Annotated in this window: 24 protein-coding genes; all 24 read right to left on the bottom strand. The window is 44.7% G+C overall.

Translation table 11 applies throughout. The features are described from left to right. Entirely contained in the window at positions 1 to 1,149 is a 1,149-nt protein-coding gene (locus ACLTWA_RS10260) for a baseplate J/gp47 family protein (protein WP_412327608.1), read from the bottom strand. Beyond that, complete coding sequence (locus tag ACLTWA_RS10255; protein WP_412327607.1) at positions 1,146 to 1,550, bottom strand: DUF2634 domain-containing protein; 405 nt, start codon at positions 1,548 to 1,550, stop codon at positions 1,146 to 1,148. Before ACLTWA_RS10255 ends, ACLTWA_RS10260 begins: the two co-directional genes overlap by 4 nt. A gap of 8 nt (positions 1,551 to 1,558) precedes the next feature. After that, positions 1,559 to 1,852: a DUF2577 family protein gene (locus ACLTWA_RS10250; protein WP_412327606.1), complete on the bottom strand. Its 294-nt coding sequence runs from the start codon at positions 1,850 to 1,852 to the stop codon at positions 1,559 to 1,561. A gap of 9 nt (positions 1,853 to 1,861) precedes the next feature. Further along, positions 1,862 to 2,839 (bottom strand): hypothetical protein, encoded by a 978-nt coding sequence (locus tag ACLTWA_RS10245; RefSeq protein ID WP_412327605.1) that lies wholly within the window; start codon positions 2,837 to 2,839, stop codon positions 1,862 to 1,864. Then, positions 2,836 to 3,561 carry a hypothetical protein gene (locus tag ACLTWA_RS10240; RefSeq protein ID WP_412327604.1) on the bottom strand — a complete coding sequence of 242 codons (726 nt, stop codon included), beginning with the start codon at positions 3,559 to 3,561 and terminating at the stop codon, positions 2,836 to 2,838. Before ACLTWA_RS10240 ends, ACLTWA_RS10245 begins: the two co-directional genes overlap by 4 nt. An 8-nt stretch (positions 3,562 to 3,569) precedes the next feature. Further along, the gene (locus ACLTWA_RS10235; protein WP_412327603.1) at positions 3,570 to 5,714 is read right to left on the bottom strand and encodes a tape measure protein; all 2,145 of its coding nucleotides are present in this window, start codon (positions 5,712 to 5,714) and stop codon (positions 3,570 to 3,572) included. Between the two features lie 159 nt (positions 5,715 to 5,873). After that, the gene (locus ACLTWA_RS10230; protein ID WP_412327602.1) at positions 5,874 to 6,290 is read right to left on the bottom strand and encodes a phage tail assembly chaperone; all 417 of its coding nucleotides are present in this window, start codon (positions 6,288 to 6,290) and stop codon (positions 5,874 to 5,876) included. A 9-nt stretch (positions 6,291 to 6,299) separates the two neighbouring features. Then, a complete protein-coding gene (locus tag ACLTWA_RS10225; RefSeq protein WP_412327601.1) occupies positions 6,300 to 6,770 on the bottom strand; it encodes a phage tail tube protein in 471 nt (156 codons plus the stop codon). Positions 6,771 to 6,783: 13 nt separating this feature from the next. Continuing rightward, a complete protein-coding gene (locus ACLTWA_RS10220) occupies positions 6,784 to 8,121 on the bottom strand; it encodes a phage tail sheath family protein (protein ID WP_412327600.1) in 1,338 nt (445 codons plus the stop codon). Then, the gene (locus ACLTWA_RS10215) at positions 8,122 to 8,295 is read right to left on the bottom strand and encodes a hypothetical protein (RefSeq protein ID WP_412327599.1); all 174 of its coding nucleotides are present in this window, start codon (positions 8,293 to 8,295) and stop codon (positions 8,122 to 8,124) included. Further along, positions 8,285 to 8,731, bottom strand: coding sequence for a DUF6838 family protein (locus tag ACLTWA_RS10210; RefSeq protein WP_412327598.1), 447 nt, complete (start codon positions 8,729 to 8,731; stop codon positions 8,285 to 8,287). The genes ACLTWA_RS10215 and ACLTWA_RS10210 overlap by 11 nt, the downstream gene beginning before the upstream one ends. Further along, on the bottom strand, positions 8,728 to 9,225 hold the full coding sequence (locus ACLTWA_RS10205) for an HK97 gp10 family phage protein (protein ID WP_412327597.1): 498 nt from the start codon (positions 9,223 to 9,225) through the stop codon (positions 8,728 to 8,730). The genes ACLTWA_RS10210 and ACLTWA_RS10205 overlap by 4 nt, the downstream gene beginning before the upstream one ends. Before the next feature lie 15 nt (positions 9,226 to 9,240). Next, positions 9,241 to 9,639, bottom strand: a complete 399-nt coding sequence (locus ACLTWA_RS10200) for a hypothetical protein (protein ID WP_412327596.1) — start codon at positions 9,637 to 9,639, stop codon at positions 9,241 to 9,243. Further along, the gene (locus ACLTWA_RS10195) at positions 9,629 to 10,141 is read right to left on the bottom strand and encodes a DUF4054 domain-containing protein (RefSeq protein ID WP_412327595.1); all 513 of its coding nucleotides are present in this window, start codon (positions 10,139 to 10,141) and stop codon (positions 9,629 to 9,631) included. The genes ACLTWA_RS10200 and ACLTWA_RS10195 overlap by 11 nt, the downstream gene beginning before the upstream one ends. Before the next feature lie 12 nt (positions 10,142 to 10,153). Then, entirely contained in the window at positions 10,154 to 10,387 is a 234-nt protein-coding gene (locus tag ACLTWA_RS10190) for a hypothetical protein (RefSeq protein ID WP_412327594.1), read from the bottom strand. An 11-nt stretch (positions 10,388 to 10,398) separates the two neighbouring features. Continuing rightward, positions 10,399 to 11,439 carry a DUF2184 domain-containing protein gene (locus ACLTWA_RS10185; RefSeq protein ID WP_412327593.1) on the bottom strand — a complete coding sequence of 347 codons (1,041 nt, stop codon included), beginning with the start codon at positions 11,437 to 11,439 and terminating at the stop codon, positions 10,399 to 10,401. A 13-nt stretch (positions 11,440 to 11,452) separates the two neighbouring features. Then, positions 11,453 to 11,962, bottom strand: a complete 510-nt coding sequence (locus ACLTWA_RS10180) for a hypothetical protein (protein WP_412327592.1) — start codon at positions 11,960 to 11,962, stop codon at positions 11,453 to 11,455. Next, entirely contained in the window at positions 11,962 to 13,146 is a 1,185-nt protein-coding gene (locus tag ACLTWA_RS10175) for a DUF2213 domain-containing protein (RefSeq protein WP_412327591.1), read from the bottom strand. Before ACLTWA_RS10175 ends, ACLTWA_RS10180 begins: the two co-directional genes overlap by 1 nt. Positions 13,147 to 13,224: 78 nt before the next feature. Continuing rightward, positions 13,225 to 13,473, bottom strand: a complete 249-nt coding sequence (locus ACLTWA_RS10170; RefSeq protein WP_412327590.1) for a hypothetical protein — start codon at positions 13,471 to 13,473, stop codon at positions 13,225 to 13,227. Beyond that, on the bottom strand, positions 13,470 to 15,155 hold the full coding sequence (locus ACLTWA_RS10165; protein ID WP_412327589.1) for a phage minor capsid protein: 1,686 nt from the start codon (positions 15,153 to 15,155) through the stop codon (positions 13,470 to 13,472). The genes ACLTWA_RS10170 and ACLTWA_RS10165 overlap by 4 nt, the downstream gene beginning before the upstream one ends. Then, positions 15,155 to 16,585: a DUF1073 domain-containing protein gene (locus tag ACLTWA_RS10160; protein ID WP_412327588.1), complete on the bottom strand. Its 1,431-nt coding sequence runs from the start codon at positions 16,583 to 16,585 to the stop codon at positions 15,155 to 15,157. Before ACLTWA_RS10160 ends, ACLTWA_RS10165 begins: the two co-directional genes overlap by 1 nt. Further along, positions 16,585 to 17,934, bottom strand: a complete 1,350-nt coding sequence (locus ACLTWA_RS10155; protein ID WP_412327587.1) for a PBSX family phage terminase large subunit — start codon at positions 17,932 to 17,934, stop codon at positions 16,585 to 16,587. The genes ACLTWA_RS10160 and ACLTWA_RS10155 overlap by 1 nt, the downstream gene beginning before the upstream one ends. Beyond that, entirely contained in the window at positions 17,903 to 18,385 is a 483-nt protein-coding gene (locus ACLTWA_RS10150) for a hypothetical protein (protein ID WP_412327586.1), read from the bottom strand. Before ACLTWA_RS10150 ends, ACLTWA_RS10155 begins: the two co-directional genes overlap by 32 nt. Positions 18,386 to 18,702: 317 nt before the next feature. After that, positions 18,703 to 19,593, bottom strand: coding sequence for an SDH family Clp fold serine proteinase (locus tag ACLTWA_RS10145; RefSeq protein ID WP_412327585.1), 891 nt, complete (start codon positions 19,591 to 19,593; stop codon positions 18,703 to 18,705). Positions 19,594 to 19,695: the final 102 nt, after the last annotated feature.

The following is a 19,695-nucleotide window of genomic DNA, read 5'->3' as shown; positions in this document are numbered from 1 at the left end:
TCAACCGCCATTTATAATCACCGTCCCCATAATTGGCACTTGCTGCACGGTAGAATTTTCTATGCATACCACATCAGATGCGGATCCGTTAATGGTCACATCTGTAACATTGACGATTTCCGGGATCGTGAGGATTGCATAAATAATTCTGGACACATATACCGTTACTGAATATTTAATCTTTTGACTTTTGAGCATAGCTCCCCAAGACTGGCGGACGGAATCCAGATACTCTTCGATTTTTTCTTCAATCTGGCCTTTATAGACCGTTTCTCCGTTTTGTATTCCGGAAAGGAACTGAACGGTAAGAGTAAAATCAAGTTTCAGTTCTTCACCGGTTCCTATTGTGACGGCAGCTCCGATTGGGGCCAGCCCGTACCCATTTGGCGAGGGTTCTGTTCCATCATCTTCTGGGGGACATATTTCATTTTGTACCCGGTCAATTATTGTGCTTCCTGCAGGTTTATAATTACCATCAAGGATGCTGCACAACACGGTCCCGCCGCCCTGCCAGGTCGGATAAATCTGTACCGCCCCCACACCCTCAATGGCAAGAATCGCATTTCGGTATGAAGCAATGTTTCCGCCAAATGTGGCAACATCAAACGTAGCAAAGTACCGTTCCCGCAGAGAAGCGTCCGTTTCTTCTTCCATTCCTCCGGAAAGAAGTTCTGTAAGCTGTGCCGAGGTGAGCCCCGTCACATAGTCAACAGCGACTAACTGACCGGAATAATTATTTCCAATCTCTCCCGCAGTCTCACATTCCATCTTGTAGCCATATCCAGCGTCCGTATGGTCAATGAATTCCAGTACCTTATATGTAAGATATCCACTGCCTGTAAGAGCTGAGAAACGGGAACCGATAGGGACCTGAATATTAAAGAAGCCTTTTTTTACTGCCCTGGTAGCTGCTTTCCGTTCAAGGCCCCGTTCCGCAACCAGCATATTGAGCCAAGATCCTCCGGCAGTCTCAGCGTAGGCATTTTTCTGAACGGAATCCAGGTCCAGATACAAACCTTCCAGATACCAGCTTTCAGGACCCAGGGCGGTCTGGATCATGGATCCTTCTCTTTTATCTATTGTATCTGGTACCCTGTTTAGCTGAGCTGCAAGTATATTCGCATAAGTTTTATTACTAAAATCTATCAAATTTCCACCTCCCCAGGAACTGTGCCATACACGGTCTTAATTTCAAAAGTACATTTCAACGTCCCCAGCTCCGTGGCGTCAAACACAAAATTACCCACTGAAAGAAAACGCTTATCAACAGAAAAAGCCTCTTGAATACGCCTTTTTAACATACTGGCCACGTATTCCGGAGGCTTTCCAATTATTTTTTTTAATTCTCTTCCAAAATTAGAAGTATAAATCTGATTCTGGTACCTTTCAGTATTCAGTATGATTTCCGCAGCCTGTTTCATTGCTTCCAGGCCACCTCCTACCCTTTTAATGGTGCCAGTACTTTTATCCACCAGATAGGTTTCCGAAGGATACTCCTTACTCTCATTTTCATAAATAGCTGAACTTGCTGAATCTGGTAATGTTGCCATCGTATCACCTACACTTTCGACATTGCGATATAATTTTGACCTGCATTGGCTTTTAATACCAACACCTTATCTCCTGGCTTTATACCAGGATTGATAATAACTGTTTCACCTTGCACCGTTACAGCACGGTACTGTAAATTATCTGTCAGAATCGCCACCGGCTCCGTTACGATCAACTGTGTGGCCTGGATTTTCAGTGTCAGAGGAGATACCGACTCTACGGTAGCATAGCCAGTATCCAATAGATCCATAGCTTTTACAGTATCATTAATAATAGACTTAAGTCTTTCTATCAGTTCCATTTATCCTCCTTAACCATTTATGAGCTTTGCCTCGACGCTCATTGTGTGCTCCCCGTCTGAAAAGGTATGCTTTACCTTATCAAGAAGCAGATAATACCCTGCGGAAAGTTCTGGAACGTCTTTAATCTTAAACATTGCCATAGCACCCGCTTTAAGCCCTGGCACACCTCCCACGCCATCAACCGATATTGTCTTAAGCACCCGGTCATAGTAAGCCATCATGATATTTCCTTGCTGGTTTATCTGCGCCTCATTCAGATTCTCGTCTACCTTTTCGTACTTTTGCAGGAGGCCCCACTTTTTGATCGTGGCGGTGTCATTAAATATATAGGTATCCCCTTGTCCTGTTTTTTTATTAGGACGGACAAGTTTCACCTGATTATAAGTATCCGAGTCAATATCCGATTTATAAGAATAATCCGTTATGATACTGCCATTACCAATAAGGATATCGGACATCATATTCTTAGCTTCTGTCAAAGAAAGTTTGCCAAAATCATCATAGAATACAAAGGTTTTTCCGGTATTGTACTGAGTCACTTGTAAACCGTATTCGATAATATCCAGGCATTCTGTGTTCTCTTTGGTCAGAGTAGGAATGACATATCCGGTATCTTCCAGGTTCCCTGTCTGTAGCTGCATATCGGTGGCAATCTGTTGGATCATCTCCCCCAAACGCTTTCCTACAAAGCTATAACTGGCTTTTGCTTTTAAATACCGAAGCTGATCGTAAGCAGTCACAGAAACAACTCCCCACCGATCCTGCTCAATAACAAAAACAAATCCCAGGAATATTTCTTTTCCGTCAACATAAAACTGAACCTTTGCGCCCTCTGTAAGATTGATGGGTTTTTCCTGCAGATAGGTAAATGTCAGCTTTCCTGCGCTGCCGTTCCTGTTTGTGGTGTAAGTGACCTTCTGGGTAACAGGGGCGTAATCATACATCGTATTCGATTCAGCATTGAATATTAAAAGTTTATAACTCATCCAGTCACCTGCAGCTGATCTGCTTTAATCCATCCGCGGCTCCCACCTATCAATATCGGATAGGGACGGGAAGCATCCGGAATAATCCTGGAAACCGTTGTTGTCAAGTTGTTTGCTGTGCCGGTGGGCTTATCTCCATAACTGCTGCTGAAATATTTACCGTTTGCAATGACCGTAGCCCCTACACGCAATTCAGGGGCTGCCGATAAGGGCCTTGGCTGTTCCTCTACCTGGGTAGTCCCGCTTGTGGCCGCCTCTGGCTGCGGAAGTACAACCTTGATCGGAGCATAGCTGCGGTATTCTTTGAATTTAATTTTATAATACACGTCTCCAGCTTCTCCACCTTTTTCGGTTGTCTCAAAACTATCTATCAAAGCGCTGATATTGGTATCGTACATTCGGCTGCCTCTGGCATTGTACCGGCTTATTACAAGATCACATATTTCCTTATTGTCCCTTGCATCCAAGATTGCTTCAACATAATCCCCCGGCTCTGACCAATCGTGTCCATAAATAAGAGGATCATCACTATCCCCAGGGAAGTAAGATTCCCAGGACACTTCCATCAAAGAAGGCGAACTGGGAACCACGATTTCTCCCGTATCTAAAATATTGTAGGTCTTATGATCGGAAGGATATGATATAGTGTATTCTTTTGGATTGACTGGAAATTCTATAGTATTTCCGCCCATATCTGCAAAGAATTTGTATTTGTTTCGCATAAAACCTCCTATCCTGCAACAACATTGCTGCTTGAAGCCTGCTGCGTACCCAGGACATTACTTAGAGCAGTAAGCATGGCATCTAAATCGGAACCACCTCCGCCCGTAACATTCTGGTTTACTGAAAGATTAGTCTGTGGTACTGTAAGATTTACCAGTGCTACATACTGCCGTTCCGACAAATCTCTAAGGAGCTTAATATTTTCATCCGCAATATTCACATCATCTTCTATTTTGCCTACCTTACCAACTTTACCGACGTTGCCAATATCTCCCATACCGGCACCAAAAGAACCACCAAGCCCACCCAATTTACCAGTAATGGAGTCGAGGCTGAAATTCATATTGTCCATTTTCTTGCCAAGAGAGGATCCTAATTCGCCACCCTCACCAGCGGTTGCACCGGTATCTAATTTGGTCATGCGCTTAATTGTCACAGCCTGTTCACCAAAGGCATCATCTACCCAGCCACTTAACTTATTTCTAAAACCAGACACAGCCCCCGACATATTGGTCTTAAGCACTGCATCTATGGCATTGGCAACCGTTTCAATTTCGCCCAGTATGGTATCAAATAATCCATGGAGGAGGTGTGCAATAGCAGAGGCGGGATCATTAAATACATTGGCAAAAAACTCTGCAAATACTGCGATCAAATTCCATAAATCAGCCACAGAATTGTAACCTACGGCATAAATAAAACCAAACACCGTACCTACTACTTGGCCCATCTGTTCAAATGAAACTCCAGCCTGCGTAAGTCCTAGAATTAATGCACCGATTAAAACGGCAATTAAGACAAATGGCCACGCAGCACTTATCCAACCGGCTGCGGTTTGAAGGCCAGAGGCCAACCCTACAGCCCCTGCTACAGCCAATGCTACTCCTATACCTATCAAAAAAGGATAAATATAGTCCCAGTTTTCAATTACAAAATTTGCTCCTGAAGCCAGCAGGTCAATGGCAAAGGACGCTACGTCTGCCAGTATTTCTATAGCTCCGATTATTCCCTCAATTGCTTTTTGTCCGGTATCGCTGCTTAGGAACTCATTCATTTTTCCTAAAACATCGTCCAAAGCATGAACTCCAGCATTTTTCATCATGTTCCAGGCATCAGCCCAGGTCATTGGAATGCTATCAAATTGCTCATTAATCTTGTCAGTTGCACTTAGCATGGCATTTTTTACAATATCGGAAGTAATTAAACCATCGGCAGCCATGTCCCTGATTTTGCCGATTGGTACGTCTAAATAATCAGCAATGGTTTGTATTACATTTGGGGCTGCTTCAAAAACTGCATTCAATTCCTCGCCACGTAAGACTCCTGATCCTAATGCCTGCGTGAGCTGCAAAGATGCCGAAGCAATTTCCTGCTGGCTGGCACCCGCAATTTTGAATTGCTTATTGAGGTTTTCAGCAAAAGCCAGAACTTCATCACTTCCTGAAAATGCGTCACTGGCCCTTTGCCCCAACTTAGCAACCACATCCGCCGTATCAAGATAGCTGGTTCTTGATCTTTGAGCTGACAGATAAATCTTTTCCTGAAGCTGCTCTGTCTGTTGCAGGCTGTTGTTTATAGCCTCGTTTCCCTGCGTTTCCTGCGCGGCTGCTCCGGAACTTACGTCTTTTGCCTGGAACCCTTTATTCATTAAATTTAACCGGGCAGTTGTTTGAGTCATTTCATCAGATAGTCCAAACAGTTCTTTTCCGATGGTAAAGCCGGCAGCAACGGCAACAAGGCTTTTCACGGTCGACAATAATTTATTTGCAGATCCATCAGCCTGCTTGATCTTATTATTGTGCCTGTCCTGTTGATTGGTTACTTTCACAGAGGAGGCTAATATCTTTTTTAAGGTCTCATTGATTTCATTCATTCCCTGAACAGCTACATAACGGGAATTATCACCCATTTCCCTGATTGTTGCATTGAGATGATCCATTTGCGCAGCAGACTGGGCACCGGCTTGCCGCATGTTTGAAATAATTGCGCCTGCAGCTCCTCCGATGGACCGACGCATAGTCATTTCCGTATTTGTAACAGATTGATCAATCCGCTGCATTTGGCTGACTGCAGAATTCCCAAGATCAAGGAACTTGGAAAAAGATGCACTAAACTGATCACTAAGTATAAAATCTTCTCTTATCTCTCCCATAGTTCCTCCTTTACTTCTTGGGCCTGCTGTTTATTTCTTTTATAGCCATCTGATACAATAATATCTTTTCGTTATCCGAAAGATCCGCAACCTCGCCGGGGAAGCGACCGTGATTGACAAACATATAGTAAGCCAACATCGTGTCCATATCTTCCCCGTTTAGGAGTTTTTTGCATCTTCCATTATCTCCTTAGGATCTCTCATGCCATTTAACTCCAAAATAGCTTCGGACAGACGGTTATACTCTCCCACGCTCAACATCTGAGATGGTACATCTAAAGGATCCTCGGTTCCGTAGTACTTACAGATCTCCTGATCATTAAAATCAGGCTCCTGAACACAGGCAAGGACCAGCCTCTTGGTATACAGGATATTATCCAGACTCTCCACCTGGTTCCCCTTTACGGTTGATATCTTCCGGCTCATGCGTGCCAGCTTTTCATTTTCTTTCTGATTTATGGCTTTAATTACAAAAGGGACCGTTTTCCCATCTTCACCTTTGAAACGGTCTGAAACAATAACTTCTTTCGTAACTCCCGTCACCGGGGGCTGTAAAAATGCTTTTAATGCGCTCATAGATTCCTCCTACTCTCCCAGCTGCGCCGGGGCTCCAAATGCGTTCAATATTTCTATATTAGTAAAACTAAACGAAACATCCATGCTCAGGTAATCTGCACTATCATCCAGTATAGCAATTGGGAGTTTGCTCAGTTTGACATTATAAAGTGCCACTGTCTGAGTCCCCACCGTTGTTCCCTGGTCGTCGTTTGTAATCTGAATCGTAAAATAGGGCAGTTTTCCGGTCTTTAAATACGTTTTAAGCATATTTAAGAATTCTGGTGTCCCGTAATAAATTGTAAAACTGCCAGTTAGGGTTACACCCTTGGTTTTCTTCTGTACCAGATTAGTTCCCACTACATTAAAATCTGCTTCCTGAAACTCGGCATCGGCCTGCATCTTTTTTAGGCCGAACATTTCCACGTTACGGCCATCAATCACCGCAAAGGCCCGACCCGCTTTACCGTTCAGTGCGTCACTCTCTAATAAAAATGACATATACTACCTCCTGTTAGTCTGTAAGGGTTGCTGTAATGTAAATCTTTTCAACAGCTGCCACCGGCTGGATCGCAAGTGTAATTACAACGGAATTGATTGCCTCTCCAGCTTCTACAACCACATCATCTGCTACAAAATTCTGAATGCCCCCATTTGCCTGGATTCCATTCAAATACCCGACGATCCAGGCCTTGAGCAAATCCCGGCCAGCAGCGTTATTCTGAATCTTACCTATGTAATTCTGAGAAAAGTTCTTGTAAACATCGTTTGCAATGGTATCCAGGGTTCGTATTACCTGATTTAAACTAAATGCTTCGCCTTTATCTGGCGTGTAAGCAGTAAGGGTATTAATATCTGAAACCACCTTTACGCTGCCAAACTCCTCGAAAAATACGATTTGCCCTTTACTCAGCGCCTCGTCAATCTCCGATGCCGTCAAGCGTGGAGAGACATTTACTGCGTCCGGATACTGTGCATATACCAGGGACTCATTATAATTTGCTCCTGCTTCAGCTCCTCCAACCCACCAAGTTGCCCTCTGCGCTGTCATGATGGTTCCATCTGACAGTTCTACTCCGTTCCTTACAGATATAACTGCGTCAGAATTACTTTCAACGCCTGCCATAACAGCCTGGCACTTCTTACCCAGGTTATCCCGCATTCGTTTGATAAAAGCCACATAAGCGGCCTGAACGGTGCTGTCTGCTCCGTCATAGATCAGGACATTAAAGGCGTAAGGCTCCAAAGCTGTAAGGAATGCGGAATATGCTGCACTGCTTATCATTCCATCATTTCCGCCAGACAGGGAAGTTCCCGCGCTGGCTGATAAATTTCCAGTTCCTGAGAACGCTACCCAATCATTTGCCTGCAGATCTGCAACGGTCTTTCCATTCTGGGTGTGCTTCACTGCTCCATCAACAACGGTCTGCACTGTAAAACTACCCTCATCGTCCGGATCTGCGATAACAGTAATAGAAATATCATTTCCTCTTACTCCGTTATGCTTAGCTGTGATTGTAAGCGGGTCAATGTTTGCGGTGGCCTTTGCTGCTCCTGTAGCAACCGGACGATACAGCATAACTGTTACAGGCCCCTTTGTGTGTCCGGAGCCTTTAAAAATCTCCCGCAAAAACAGGGCCTTGTCACTGGTGGAGTCATATCCAATAGATGGAGTGAAATCATCACCTACTTGAATGGTCATGATCTTACCCTCTGGTCCCCAGGACAACGGCTCACAGATTGCAACTACGCCCCGATCTCCCACGCTGACGGTCTGCGCCATGCTTGACTTTACATTAATGTAAACACCGGGCTGTTTCTTATTTTGACTGGTCCATGTTCCTCCGGCCATTTACGCTCCCTCCTTTTTATTAAAAAACTGATTCAATATTTTCTTTGCCTCGTCGATGGTGTACTCCGAATCAGGAAGCAACACCCTGGCAAAATCCTGCTGATAGTCTACAAACCCTTTGCTCTTAAGCAGGGATTCTGTTTTATACTTCATTGGCTCTTTTTTAGCTGCCATACTGATTGATACCTCCTTTATAGGATTCCATGGACTCAATTGACGGCGTATCATCCAGGTAGGATACGGTAGCTTTAATGGTAAACTGGTAATGCAGCTCCCCATCGTCAATCTTCCATTCACGGTCAAAAGTCCGTAACTTTCCATTTCCATATGAAATGAATTCCAGGGCAAAGTCCAGCTGATCAGCAACGGCCACCAGCTGATCATGTGCATCCGGATCGTTTTTTTCAACCAGATACACCACGTCAATCCCGATGTTCCGCATATAACGGCGGCCCATCCGATTCTCAGTTTCTGTTGGCATGAAGAATATAAAAAAGCAAGGGATATCCGTCCCCTGCTGATTTGGATTGCTATATACTGAAATATCCGGATAACTTTCTTTTAAAGCCCCGCCTATGGAGTCCAATAACTGCGTAAGCGCAAATATCATTTAAAATTCTCCTTCACCCTCTTATCAAGTTCCAGCCTCACAACATTCTTATATCTCCCTATGCCTGCCTGTTTCATGTACTTTCCTTGCACGTAGGGTGTCTTTGTCCCTACCATAATGCCGCCAAGTCTGGGATCTACTTTTTCAAGCATCCCTCCATTTACCACCAAACCGGGAACAAAATGCTTATCCATACGATGTCCGTCATTCACATAAGAAGCGTACAGCATATTATTGGCAAGAGTAGTCCGGACATTTCCTCCAGATACCACCGGCTTTGTAATGCTGTCCAGTTCCCATGCCTGTGCCAGGTCTCCGGTTCGTGTACCGGTTCCGGATATGGCGGATCCATTTGGTGGAGTCAATTCCGTAGCCCGTTCAACTGCTGCAATCGTGGCACCTTCCATTACTTCCACCATAATTTGGGGTACGTTCTGCCCCTGTTTGCGTAGTTGCTCCAGACGCTTCCTGGTTGCCTGTCCAAAGGTAGACATATATATGCCCCTCCCCTACTTGATTACCTCGTCCATCAACAGGACGGCTTCCTGATGCTCCAATCCGGAAAGCACTCCACCAACAGGATCATAATATAGCTGCGGAAGTCCTGCAAAGTACCGCTCCGGTTCTCTATCGTTCCCCAGGCGCCCGCCCCTTACAATCATGAGCATATCCCCCGCTTTTAGATCCACCGACACATCACAGGCTATTTTATCCGTAGCAGCAGCCGTGGCGGCCGTCTCCTTCCAAGAAGGACCGTTTCTTTTGGTACTGTAAACCCTGCAAGGGACATCCTTGTATACTTCTTCTCGTTTCTTTTTATCAATATTTCCAACCTTATAAGGGACATTTCTGGAAATACTCATGGAATCAGTGTACCAGTTTTCAAAAACAGGATTATCAAATAACATACATACCTCCCATTCCGATCATACGGGCCATGGTCACAAGCTGCTGGCCGTACTGAGTAGCATTCCAGGAGCCCCACTTGGCGCTTGCTTCCGTAATGGCTTCATTATCATAGCTGATTGTCGTATCACCCATGGTAGCCTCTTTTACAAGTCCAGTCTGCTGGCCGGTTGCGGCAGCTCTGGCCGGAGTAGCGGATCCATCGGAATAAGTCTTTAAATACAGGGCGGAAAAATGAGCCACATAAAGTCCGGCTGCGTATCTCCAAATATCTCCGTACCGGCTGGGTAAAATACTCGCATTTGCATTATTAATAAACACCTGCAGCATAGGATCAGGAACCAGACTTATGATCTGGTTCTCCTTTTCTCCATCCTGATTGACCTGTTTTTTAGTAAATTGCGGAAAATCAATCAGGAACATATCCTTTGTGTAGGTCCCCAGCTCCCCAGGCTTCGGCATGTTGGCCGCTGCGGATATTAAACCATGAAACTGTTCATACATAACATGGCCTCCTTATTCTTCCCGCCTGTCAACAGCGCTGGCCTTTTCTCCCGCTTCCTGATCTGCCTGCTCCAATGCTTTATCCTTCCTGGCTTTAGGAGTGGCGATGGACCCGTCTTTAATGGCTGCAAGTACTAACCAGTGTTTAGCCACCCACGCCGGAATTTCTCCGATATAATCACGAGGAATAAGAAATTTCTTCTCTCCCTCGCAGATTTCAAAATTCTTTTTACTGTTTATAAACATGATCGCCCTCCTTAAATTCCGTCAACATAGCGCATAATATTTTCATAAAACATCTGCACCTCTGAAATGTTAGCCAGGTATGCGGTATCATAGCAAAGGTTGGTTGCATTTGGCTGAGTCATGGCCCGGTTAAGTGGTGCCAGTTCGTCCATAGCAATAAAGCGTTCTGCGTTGATGTAGACTACCATTCGGTCAGTACCGCCCGCCCCTGCGCCTTTGCACCATGAGGCTCCGCCGATAAAAAGATCTGTTCCGTTTTTCTTGGAAACATTGTTTTCCAGCAGGAAGGTTAGAATCGTCTTTTCTGCCAACTCGGAAACTCTGGTTGTTGCAAGGTAGTTAAATTGCTCATAAGGCATTAGAATATGATTTGGAATGGCACTCCTGTCATATTCAGCGTTCTCCCATACTGCAAGAATCGCACTGTTAATATCCTGCAGGATCTGATCCGGGGTCTTACTCTTAAATGCTGTCGAGCTGCCGGTACCCGTGGAGGCTGCATTTGTTGTGGTTACGTTTGGATTATTGATAAGTCCAGTGGATCCGTACTTTTTGATACCGACATAAGCATTGGCATCCATGTGCTTATCATAAGCCATTCTGACCCCATCTCTTAAAATGCTTTCATAACTTCGTCCGGTCATGTTGCCGCGCTGCATATCCACAAACATGATGCGCATACCTACAGAGAAGATATGGGTCTTAAAAAGCTCTTTATCAAAATTTGCCTGCACCATTGGTATTCCATTGGCACCACCGGCATGAACGGGGCCGTCCTCACTGCCACCCGCAATTCCGTATTCCACATTCATAGCTGACACATATTCCGCCCAGCCACCGCCTACACGGACAGGAAGGTCACGCCCGTATGTAAAGCTGGTAAGTGGCTGCCGAATGGTATTATCTCTCTTTTCCAGCTCTGATTGTAAGAAAGCCCCTCCGTTTGCGATAGCGGCATCATCCATGACCTGAAATCTCTGTGGAGCCGCAGCTCCCGTTGATGGAGCTGTCACAACACCCGCATCAAATGTTCCCATATTCTGATATTTCATTAAACTGTCCTCCTTATGCTCTGTTGCAGGATAAAATCCTGATTTCTGCTATGCCATTGGCGTCCTTTTCTCCATGCCATTCGCAATTCGTCAGTGCCACGGTTTTTCCGGCGTCCTCTGCAGCTTCAAAGCCGCCAACTACACCAGTAGGAAAATTTGCATTTTCTTCTATTCGAACGTACACTTTCCCTCCTAATTTGGGGCTGCCTACGTTGCAAAGCACATTAATGCAGCCGCGCTTAAAAGTGCTGGTTGCCTCACCGGGTTCGTACTGTCCCGTTGACTGGGACAGATAAGACGTTGCAGTCTTAAACTCCCTGGAAGCCACCCCTACAAAGTCTGCGGCGGTATTGCTGGCCCCAAAAGCCACCACATTGCTATTGTTATCATAGACCAGAGGTGTTCCAAACTTTACGGCAGAATCACCGCCAAGTGGGTGAGTGTCGATAATCATATCCGGCTGTCTGGAATAATCTCCGGCATATCCGTGTGTCATGTTTTTTCCAATAACCTGTCCTCTCATTATTTCTTACCTCCATTTTTGTGTGGGTTCATAGCATCATAAGCAGACTGGCAAGCGTCCAGATCAATGCCTGGCTGTTTGTCCGCCAGTCTGGCTGCATTCTTCTGTGTAGCCGCTGCGATCCTTGCAATATCGCTCACAGTGCTGCCATCTGACAAGCAGGCAATCAGGGAATCCGTAACAGCCTTTTTGTCTGCTGAATCTTTGATTCCTGCGATTACCGGGCGAAGCTGCTTAATCACTTCTGCCATAATAGCTTTGTCCGCTGTTTGGGTAGCCTTGTCAAGTTCCTCGGCAGGAACCACCTTTGCTTCTGCGCCAGGAGCTGCCGGTTCCTCTTTTTTTCCGGTCAGGGATTCGATCAGACCGTCCAGCGGGTCCTGATCAGCTTCTGGTTCTTTCTTAGCAGACAAAAGATCCATTAGCTTATCCAATTTTGCATCCAGACTGGAAAAATCCTTTGCCTCTTCCTCTGCAGGAGGTGTTACTGGTTCCGTTTTCTTTGGTTCTTCTCCCAATGCCTCCGCTGCGTCATCCGCCATGGCTTCCAATTCTTCTGGTGAAGCGTCCTTTACTGCTTTTGCGAATAACTTAAAAAATAGACTGTTCTTTTTCATGCTACCTTTCCTTTCTGGCCGTTTAGCCTCTACATTCTTTTTTGAATCCAAAATCGCAACATTCTTTCCAGCCCGGCCCTGCGTTACCACGGCCACATGGTTTCCCCGGATTTCATGCTGCGAATAGGTTCCATCTCCATTATCTGACCAGACGCATTCATAACCGCAGCTGATCTCTCTCTTTCCCTCCTGCACCTCTCGGATCAGGGTCTCATCCTGAATGTGCAAATCGGCTACCATGTGACCTTCCCACTCCCCCACCCCTTTTCTTACATTCTGAGCGTGTCCCTTTGCATAAAGACTGTATGTTTCTGGAGTCAGCAGATCAGGCGGGTGTTCGTTGGTTACGGGTTTTCCCTCGAAGCTGGACAACGCCGCTTCGGAAAACACTTCTTCAGGAGAGCGCAGCACCTTAACCATCTTGGCTGAGCTGCCCTCCGGGTTTATTTCGCTTTCCAGATAGTCCATACTCCCAGTCCGGGCAATAGGGACGTTTCGACAAATTAAAAAGCCCTCGCCAGTTTCTATCTGGTTCGGACTTATGGTATATCCATAATATGCAAGCATTCCGTTTCCTTTCTGTTGCGATGTCGCAACGATTTAGGGTACAAAAATACCACCAGTCATTTTTCTGACCGATGGTATCTATAATTTTGCTATAATTTTTTCTGCTTCTTTCTGGCTGATTTCCTCCACAAGTTCCATGATGCTTGTATTCCCAGTCTTATATGGTGATTTAACCGGCTCTGATTCATCAAATCCCATGATTCTATCCATTAAGACATTATCATTATCCACAACCCAGCCTTTGCCCGGCTTATACAAATATGGGACATAATCCTCTTCCTTCCCCAACAGCTCCAAATCATTGATGCGATAATATGTCACACTCATTTATTTTTCACCTCTTCGATATTTGCTGGTATCTCCATGCCTCGTGATTGCTCCATCATCTTTTTTCTAAGTGCAATAGCTTCCGGAGAAGAAGCACTTAACAGTCTCCACGCCTCATAATCCTTGTGCATTCGATCCTTCACTCTATAACTTTCAGGCGTATGGAATTGTACTTCAAAATCCTGATACCCTTTTCCCTTAGGATCTTTTATTCTGAATGTACAATTAATGCCGTTATAAGGGTTCCCTTTATTATGCCAGAAATTCTTTACCTTTACAAGTTCATATCCTTTTCCCTGCAATGCTCCCGTAATACTCTTATATGAATCTACAAGGGTTAAAGGATTGTCCTGGTAGGTATAGCGTATCACGTCATTCGTGGAGGAAATTGTATCCGTTATTCTTTGTGGATCAAGGCTGTGTTTACTTTCCGTCCCCACTTTTCGCAGGAAAGAATCCTTTGCTTTTAGCCGATATTCCAGGCCTGACATAGGTACTCCAGTATCCTTGGAAATCTGCACCAGATCAGCAGTAATGGCCGGCTCTTTAAGTATGATCTTGTTGTAAGCATTGGTCTTACGGTAAAGCGCCTGCGCACTCTTCCAGCCCTCACCATCATTATACTTTAATTCCCGGAATTTTTCAAAGTTTTTCGGTACATCATTTCCGAGTATGGCTTGGTATCGTTCATGCTGCTTATAATCACTAAGCAACCTTTGACGGTTCCGAATCTTCTCCTTGTAGGCTGCAATCTGCTTCTTGCTTCTGGGGTCTACTGTGACAGGATTCTTTTCAAAACTAGAAAAATCTTTATCTTTCTGGATCTGAGACTCGCTCTTACCGATGGTAGTATACTTGACCAGAGCATGAAGACAGTTCGGGTGGATATTCAAGTATGTATTGCTCAAGTCGTTACTGCCATTAGGATCAATTTTACCAAAAGCGGAAGCCAACGGAGGATAATCCGGGTTTGTTCCTGATCTGCTATAAACCCGCCCTTCCAACGGTGCGCATATCGGACAGGTGCTCCCGATCTTAACGATACGGTATAGATCGTGGTCTGGATCTGCTGTTAATATGGCAGATACTTCGGCCTGTCTGGCCGTTGCCCTGGTAGCCATGTTGCAGTAATCTTGCAAGCCCCAATTGCGCCCGGCCTTATCTGTAAAGGCTGTTATTTCTGCAGATTGCAATTCCTTCGCCATGCTGACTGCGGCTTTGCCTGAACCATACCCTGCGGCTCTTGCTTCGGCTACTGACTTTAAGGCTGCTTCTCTTATCTTGTCAGCTTCTCGCCTGCCGACTTGAAATGTTTCTTCGATGTTCTTCTGAGTAGTGACAGAAGCCTCCACAATGTCACCCAGAAGATTGTTTGAAAGTTGCTGGACAATTCCAAGCTGGGAAGCACTAAGTCCGGCAGCATTCCTGTATCCATTGGCTGCCGCTTCTGACTTATAAAAGATCTTCTCAATCATGATTGGAACATAGTTCCAGCTTTCATCCACCATCTCCTGCAGGATTTTCTGGATACGGTTCAAAGCGGCCACTTCCGCATAATCAACATAATCCTGATTGCGCTTCCGGTTGATTTCTGCGATCAATCGCTGTTCTGTTTTCAGGAAAAGCATTCGGAGATAAGTGGTTTCGTCTTTGCTTTCAGGCGGCCTGATCATTTGCGGCATTACTCATCCTCCTCAAATGTCTGTGGAAGCGTAAGCCCGGCCAACGGGTCCGTCATAGCTTTGTAGTCAGAATAGGTCTTTCCTTTGGCAGCCTTGATGGCTTCATCGGAAATGGTGCTGTACATACCTGTTTCATCGGCCAGAGTCTTTAACTCCTTTTGAGCTGTGGCAGCGTCAATCAGATCACTTTGATATACAGTCACAACCGCTTGTGACTTCTTTTCCACGATATCTGCAATCTCGCTGGAATCAGGTGTCTGTAATGGTGGAAAGTCAATGTCCAGATCATCAGGAACCGCACCCCAGGTTGACAGTAACATAACTGGAAGGATTTTTTCAAGCAACGGCCGGAACTGGTTTTCTCGCAGACCGTCGATGTAATCGTAATAGTTGTTCATATCACTTTCGCCCGTGGAGTTCATACCAGCCGGTGAACGTCCGAACAGCTTTGTCACCGGCGTTCTGGCAGCTCCTGCAACATCCATCATCACTCTGTCGTAGACATCAGCCAATCCGGTAAAGGTGTACTGCGTGTTGTGCATGACATCACCTTTATTTATGAGGCGGGTTCCGAAGTTGCTTTCCAGTACACTCTGGGCCTGCATTATCTGCCAAAATCGTTGCTGTGCCTGAGCATTATTTACAGCAAGCATTTGATCAAGAGAATCTGTTTCCATGTAGTTTACGTTTGCCCGGAAGGTCAATGCTGCTATGTTAGAGGAAACATTGTCTCTCTTGACAACATCACTGTATATGGCTTCAATTTCTGACTCTCCCCAGTACTGCTCTGCAATCCTCTCGTTATAGGGAAGCTCCCTTCCTGTAAATCGTATGACTCGGCTGTGATGCACCCTGGACACCAGTACTCCGCTTTCTTCGTCTCGAATTGTGTAATAAGCCGGAAGACCAAAGTCAGGATCAGACGGATCTGTGACGATCCCCATTTCCGGATATATACCGCTCCACCGGTCAAGGATTTGCAATCCCAGGAATGTTCCAGGGAGAATCAAACCATAGTCCAGAGGCTTTGACAGATCATCTTGCCCCTTTACCATGATGATTGCAGCAGCTCCTCCATAAAGCCTGCCCCAGTACATTCCTTCAAGGATTGACTTTCTTAAGTGTGTCTTTCTTTCAAGGCGTTGCAGGGCGTCGATCCGTTCCGGTGCCACGTTACTCTTTACTGTGTACCACTTACGAATCATGTCCTCCGGAATCGTCGATATGATATTCTGAACGATCCAGTTATCCCGGTAAAGGCTTGTAAGCAGCTGGTAGTTCTGCGTCATTCGGGTAAGCGGGTACTGCGTCGCCTGTAACAGATCCTGCGTTCCATAGCCCAGCCTTGCGATCGGGTTTGAAAAGGCATCGTTTACTTGTGCTTTATTATCTGCCCTTATCTGCGGGCGGTTTCGTTTCGGTCTTGCCATTATTGAACATTCCTCCTCCATTTTGGTAACTTCGTCATGCAGAAATAGCGCAAGGCATCAGGTCCGTGATCCAGCTGCTTGACTGGCTTTTCGTCCCCGTGCTGTGCTGCCTTATCGTCCCACACATAGGACCGTAATTCCGTAATCAATCCTGCGCAACGTTCGTGTATCTTTATCTTTCCTGATTGAAACAGAGCTGCAACCACACGGATTCCGTCAAGGACTTCGTTGTCTGCAGGCTTTACGATATATCCCCGGCTCTTCAGCTCGGCAATGAAGCTGGCTGCCGATGGATCCGAAACAATGTCGCATTGCAAATCCGGATTATCACCCATAAAGGCAGCCATATCATCACCGTACTGGCTGTCGGTCTTCTGGCCTTCTTTTTCCACTCGACTATCCCACCGATACTCCCGATCTACCCAGATAGTGTCACCATCGTCATAGATGTCCAGGAATACGCAAGGGTTTGTCGTTCCGTAATCGAGGGAAATTGTACGGGTAGAGAGATATTCCAGTCCCTTGGGCCGTGTTTCATCATTGTAGATATTGGCCGACTTAGTAAACATGGTATAAATAAGACCTTCGGCAACCGCCCATAAACCCTTGATATAGCGCAAAAAAAAGACACCGGCGTACATGCTGCGGTATCTCTTCTTAATTGCATCGTCCAAAGAAAGATTGTCATCCATGGTGAAATGCAGGTACAGAATATTTCTAACTTCCTTTCCTGCGGCCTTTAACTCTTCGGCTTTCTTTCTGCCAAGATATCCTACACATTTATTAATCCAACCAATCTTGAACCAGTGCATAGGGCCTGCGGGGTTGCAGTTAAACCAGAATTTTGAACCTGTGACCGAACAACGTCCAGTTGCCTGATTAACAAAGGATTCCGGCATCAAGGCGACTTCATCAAAAAAGGCCCCAGCTGCCGTAATACCCTGTACGAGCTTCTGGGATCCTTCATCTTTTCCTCCAAATATGTAAAAATAGTTAGTGACTTTTCCTCTTGTCACCTCCAACATATTGGTTATTCCACCGGATATATGATGATCGTATTGATAACCTCGGCTACTTAACATTGATTTTAAATCAGTGAGTACGTTACGCTGGAAGGAACTGATTGTCAATCCCGCCATGATGAATTTTTTTCCGTTAAAGGAACTCATGGCCCACATGACATAAGACAGCGACATGGAAACCGTCTTTCCTGAACGAATCGCACCATCAGCAATTATGCCCTCCATATCCTTAACAGGAGAATCCTTCGTCCACCAATTTAAAATCATTCTCTGTTTGCGTGAAAAGGGTTGAAACTTAAATATCTGTCTCCTCATTTTCCCGCTCATCTTCTTCCCAATCCTCCCAATCTGTACCGGCTGATCCGTTTAATGCGTCAAGGAAGCCATCGTCCTCCGCCTCTTCCTCTTCGTCAACTCCCATCTTAGCTTTAGACGCTGCCATTCGTAGGTTCTGCTCCTCCTGGTCCATATCTGTCTTTTCAGACTGTCCGGAGTATTTAGCAATTGCTTCATAGGCTTTTACGTTTCCCTTGGCAGCTTCTTTGATCATGGCAGCATTGATAAGAGATTCCAGTGTGCTATCAAGGCCTAGGGCTTCCAAAAATGGAGACCATTCAGGGCTATCTATTTCAGCTGTAAGCAGGGCATTCAGTGTCTTGCGGAAGTCAGCCTTTTTTCGCCTGGCTTTACCAGAGGCTTTTCCACCAGCCGAAGCAATTCTTCTCTGTTCGCTCACTGTTCGTTTACTAAAAGGCACTAAGTTTTCATTGTTTGCCAATCACCTCACCTTCCAATCTGGCTAATTTTTATAATAAAAAAGAGACACCGGGTGGGTGCCTCTATCTTATGTTATTTAATAATTGTCATGTTTGTTATATTATTAGAGCATTCTGTCCCGTAAATATTTGAAAAGTCGGTATTTAAGTTAGTATTTAAATTTCCTGTATTAATTTTACTCCTGGGTTGCTCCATACCATCTGTTACTATTCCACATCTACTGTACAACGACTGAATTTCTTGTATACTTACAGTTTGCATATTTTTAGCCCCCTATCTTTTAAAATAATTATATCACGCTATCCGACATTTGCAAGGCTATTTTGCTTGGTTAGCAATCAAAATTTTTCCATTTTGATTTTCGATTATTTTTAAAGCTGTTGATCCATCTAATGTTATCATGTACGCATGGTGCACGCTAAGCACTAAATCCTGTAATTGCGCATCTGATTCTAATTCATGTATTTTCAAACCTATTTCTTTGCAAAATTTTATATTTAAATGCCTTCCGTGATTTTTAGAATTATCATGTTCGTTTAAACTATTAACTATTCTTCGAATAGTCACAATATCTTTTGGGTCATTTTTATCGAACATACAACTCCCAAGCCACTCCTCTACCAACTTGCCAGACAATTCTATTGCATCTAAAGCGGTTTTCATGAATGCCGCCGGATACTGTTGCAATTTTATCATCCAATACTGAGCATTTTTAGGATCCTTTAGTAAGTCTTCTTTTGCTTCTTCAAACTCCGATTTAATATTATATGCAGGAATACCATTAAATTGCGGATCGATAGGACCTAAACTTGACTGTTTCCCCATTATTATTTCTTTTGCGGAACAAGCAATCATTGTACCTGCTGACATTGCTAATTGAGGAATTATTGCTCTCACATCACTATTAAACTTGATCCTAATATAATTAACAATTGCCTCTGAAGCGGCTGGATCTCCTCCTGGAGTGTGTAATATTAGATCCAAACCTTTAGAGCAATCCATGCCTTGTATTGAATTCATAAATCCAGCCATGTCCGAGTCATTTATATCCACGTTGTTTGCCCCTCTTTTACTTAACCAACCTGAATAATAACAAATTGTATTTCTCCCTGTGTAATCACTTAGCTTTTTCAAATAGCTACGCCTAACATAATCAAATTGAGGCGGTGTTTCTTTAATTTCGTTTAATATATCGTTCCAACCAGCCAAAATTAGTCCCCCTTTTTTTCTTTTCCTTTATCATACACCAAATTTTACCAAAAGAAAACACCTATCGACTTAAAATCGACAGGCGTTTTCAAAAAGGAGAAA

The organism is Lacrimispora sp., from assembly GCF_046972725.1.
Classification (GTDB): Bacteria; Bacillota; Clostridia; order Lachnospirales; family Lachnospiraceae; genus Lacrimispora.
Note: the sequence above shows the minus strand (reverse complement) of the source record. Positions and strands in the feature narration are given on the sequence as shown.

Coding starts and splice junctions, on each gene's coding strand:
- ACLTWA_RS10235 (WP_412327603.1), bottom strand. CDS start 5,714: ATGGGAGAGATAAGAGAAGATTTTATACTTAGTGATCAGTTTAGTGCA.
- ACLTWA_RS10220 (WP_412327600.1), bottom strand. CDS start 8,121: ATGGCCGGAGGAACATGGACCAGTCAAAATAAGAAACAGCCCGGTGTT.
- ACLTWA_RS10225 (WP_412327601.1), bottom strand. CDS start 6,770: ATGTCATTTTTATTAGAGAGTGACGCACTGAACGGTAAAGCGGGTCGG.
- ACLTWA_RS10205 (WP_412327597.1), bottom strand. CDS start 9,225: ATGTCTACCTTTGGACAGGCAACCAGGAAGCGTCTGGAGCAACTACGC.
- ACLTWA_RS10160 (WP_412327588.1), bottom strand. CDS start 16,585: ATGGCAAGACCGAAACGAAACCGCCCGCAGATAAGGGCAGATAATAAA.
- ACLTWA_RS10180 (WP_412327592.1), bottom strand. CDS start 11,962: ATGAGAGGACAGGTTATTGGAAAAAACATGACACACGGATATGCCGGA.
- ACLTWA_RS10195 (WP_412327595.1), bottom strand. CDS start 10,141: ATGTATGAACAGTTTCATGGTTTAATATCCGCAGCGGCCAACATGCCG.
- ACLTWA_RS10200 (WP_412327596.1), bottom strand. CDS start 9,639: ATGTTATTTGATAATCCTGTTTTTGAAAACTGGTACACTGATTCCATG.
- ACLTWA_RS10245 (WP_412327605.1), bottom strand. CDS start 2,839: ATGAGTTATAAACTTTTAATATTCAATGCTGAATCGAATACGATGTAT.
- ACLTWA_RS10215 (WP_412327599.1), bottom strand. CDS start 8,295: ATGGCAGCTAAAAAAGAGCCAATGAAGTATAAAACAGAATCCCTGCTT.
- ACLTWA_RS10240 (WP_412327604.1), bottom strand. CDS start 3,561: ATGCGAAACAAATACAAATTCTTTGCAGATATGGGCGGAAATACTATA.
- ACLTWA_RS10230 (WP_412327602.1), bottom strand. CDS start 6,290: ATGAGCGCATTAAAAGCATTTTTACAGCCCCCGGTGACGGGAGTTACG.
- ACLTWA_RS10165 (WP_412327589.1), bottom strand. CDS start 15,155: ATGCCGCAAATGATCAGGCCGCCTGAAAGCAAAGACGAAACCACTTAT.
- ACLTWA_RS10185 (WP_412327593.1), bottom strand. CDS start 11,439: ATGAAATATCAGAATATGGGAACATTTGATGCGGGTGTTGTGACAGCT.
- ACLTWA_RS10175 (WP_412327591.1), bottom strand. CDS start 13,146: ATGCTTGCATATTATGGATATACCATAAGTCCGAACCAGATAGAAACT.
- ACLTWA_RS10190 (WP_412327594.1), bottom strand. CDS start 10,387: ATGTTTATAAACAGTAAAAAGAATTTTGAAATCTGCGAGGGAGAGAAG.
- ACLTWA_RS10210 (WP_412327598.1), bottom strand. CDS start 8,731: ATGATATTTGCGCTTACGCAGTTATTGGACTCCATAGGCGGGGCTTTA.
- ACLTWA_RS10255 (WP_412327607.1), bottom strand. CDS start 1,550: ATGGCAACATTACCAGATTCAGCAAGTTCAGCTATTTATGAAAATGAG.
- ACLTWA_RS10250 (WP_412327606.1), bottom strand. CDS start 1,852: ATGGAACTGATAGAAAGACTTAAGTCTATTATTAATGATACTGTAAAA.
- ACLTWA_RS10155 (WP_412327587.1), bottom strand. CDS start 17,934: ATGAGCGGGAAAATGAGGAGACAGATATTTAAGTTTCAACCCTTTTCA.
- ACLTWA_RS10170 (WP_412327590.1), bottom strand. CDS start 13,473: ATGAGTGTGACATATTATCGCATCAATGATTTGGAGCTGTTGGGGAAG.